Source organism: Mesorhizobium sp. M7A.F.Ca.CA.002.09.1.1 (assembly GCF_003998555.1).
GTDB lineage: Bacteria > Pseudomonadota > Alphaproteobacteria > Rhizobiales > Rhizobiaceae > Mesorhizobium > Mesorhizobium ciceri.
This window is the reverse complement of record NZ_RZRR01000898.1, coordinates 1-2248: the sequence shown is the minus strand read 5'-3', so window position 1 is coordinate 2248 and position 2248 is coordinate 1. Positions and strand designations below refer to the sequence as shown.

Here is a 2248-nt window from a genome sequence, read left to right as displayed (position 1 = left end):
GGCGTGACCGTATCCTATCACCAGTCGCCGCCCATCGATCCAAGTCTGGAGTGGCCGATCCTCTTGGCTGTTGGGGCGGGAAAGCTGCATGTCGGCTTCCTGTTCGCTCTCGCCGCCTCGGCATTCGCAGCGGTGCTGCTCGACAAGACGTCGCTGGGCTACGAAATCCGCGCGTTCGGCTCAAACCCGACCGCGCTGACGTTTCGCGGCACCAATGTGCGCCGGCTTCTGCTGACCGTCATGCTGATGTCGGGGGCCCTGGCGGGACTGGCTGGCGCCGGCGAGCTTTTCGGTGTCTCGCACCGGCTGCGTGCCGAGACGCTGCTTGGCATCGGCAGTTCGGGGATCGTCGTTGCCATGGTGGGAGGACTGCGCCCGAGCGGCGTGATGATCGCCGCCCTGTTCTTCGGCGCGCTGGAAAGCGGCACGATCTACATGCGGCTGAAGAGTGGCACGCCGGCAGGCCTGGTGTCGGCGATGGAAGGGCTGGTGCTTTTGTTCTTTCTCAGTGCCGCCGTCGCAACGCGCCTTCAGATCGTGAGGAGGGAAGTCCATGCTTGAGCTGCTGCAGGGCCCGCTTCTGATAAGCCTCCTGGCGGCGATGGTCCGCATTGCCACGCCATTGCTTTTTTCGGCAATGGGCGAACTTGTCACGCAGCGCGCGGGCATCTGGAACATCGCTGTCGAAGGCACCATGCTGATTGGCGCCATTGTCGCCTACATGGTTGCCTCGACAACCGGATCGCCTTGGCTGGCTCTGGCGATAGCCATCCTGGCCTGCGCCGCGAGCAGCCTGATCATGTCGTTCGTCACGATTGTTTTGAAGGCCGAGCAATTCGTAGCCGGCCTTGCCCTTAATCTCCTGGCATCGGGCGTGACGCTGTTCTGGTTCCAGGCCTATATTGGCGGTCGCGAGGCGCCGACCTTCATCGGCTTCGACCAGGTTCCGATCCCCTATCTGTCGGATATTCCAATCCTGGGACCGGTGCTGTTTTCCCAACGCCTGCTGACCTATGTCAGCTTCCTGGTGCCCATCCTCGTCTGGTTCTTTCTCTACCGAACGAAATACGGCCTTGAGGTGCGCTGTGTCGGCGAAAATCCGAAGGCGCTTGACGTCAAGGGCCTGCACGTCGGCCTCAGGCAGTGCCTCGCGATCATGTTCGGCAGCATGATGTCCGGCTTCGGCGGCGCCTTCCTGATGCTTGGCTATTCGGACAAGTTCGTTCCCGATCTCATTGCCGGCCGCGGCTGGCTGGTCGTGGTCGCGATCATCGCCGGCAACTGGATGCCGTTCCGGATCGTTGGAGCGATCTTCATCTTCGCGTTTCTGGAGGCGTTGGGCATCCATGCGCAAGTGGTGGGGATTCCTGTCCCCCACCAGCTGTTCCTCGTCTTGCCCTATGTGGCGTCACTTGTGCTGCTTGCGGGCTTGCGGTCGCGCACCCATCAGCCCGTGGCGCTCGGCATTCCCTACAACAGGGAATAGACCCTGCTGCTCAACCCGCCGGACGGAAAGGCTTTGCTAGCGAAGCCGGGAAGTGCAGCGCCAGCATTTGCCGGTTTCGCGAGATCAGCACCAGAACGATGATTGTCGCGAGATAGGGCAGGGCCGAGAGCAGTTCGGACGGCACTTCCAGTCCGAGCGCCTGTCCCTGCAGCTGGAGGATCGTCATGCCGCCGAACAGCCAGGCGCCAAGCAGGATGCGCAGCGGGCGCCATGTGGCGAAAACCACCAGCGCCAGTGCGATCCAGCCTTTGCCGGCAGTCATGTTCTCGACCCAGAGCGGTGTGTAGGCGACGGACAGATAGGCGCCCGCCAGGCCAGCCATCGCCCCGCCAAACAACACGGCCATGTAGCGGATCCTGATCACGGGATAGCCGATCGCATGCGATGTCTGCGGTGACTCGCCGATCGTTCGCAAGATCAGCCCGGCCTTCGTGCGGTAGAGAAACCAGCTGATGGCAGCGAACATCACCAGAGCTAGGTAGACCATCGGATCGAAGCGGAAGAGCAACGGACCGATCAGCGGCAGATCGGACAGAACAGGGACGTTGATGCCGTGCAGCGCCTCGATAGGCTCGCTGCCGAAGCCGCGGCCAAGGAAGGCCGACACGCCGGAACCGAAGATGGCCAGCGCCAGTCCGGCCGCATATTGATTGGTGAGGAAGGTCAGTGCCAGAACGCCGAACAGCAGCGAGGCGGCGGCACCTGCCAGGGCGCCGGCCAGGATCGCAACCGGCATTGGAT

General features: G+C 62.7%; 2 protein-coding genes and 1 pseudogene. 2 read left to right on the top strand and 1 reads right to left on the bottom strand.

Going from position 1 to position 2248, the window contains the following annotated elements; all coding sequences use genetic code 11:
• Together EN994_RS28035 and EN994_RS28030 are read left to right on the top strand one after the other, a co-directional pair.
• A pseudogene (locus EN994_RS28035) lies at positions 1-561 on the top strand (ABC transporter permease); the annotation flags it as partial.
• Positions 554-1486, top strand: coding sequence for an ABC transporter permease (locus EN994_RS28030; RefSeq protein WP_013529890.1), 933 nt, complete (start codon positions 554-556; stop codon positions 1484-1486). The pseudogene EN994_RS28035 and the gene EN994_RS28030, both read left to right, overlap by 8 nt.
• Positions 1487-1496: 10 nt before the next feature.
• On the opposite strand, the gene EN994_RS28025 is transcribed toward EN994_RS28030, so the two are convergent.
• Positions 1497-2248 (bottom strand): ABC transporter permease (locus tag EN994_RS28025; protein ID WP_164746261.1); only part of this gene is annotated, 752 nt, incomplete at its 5' end.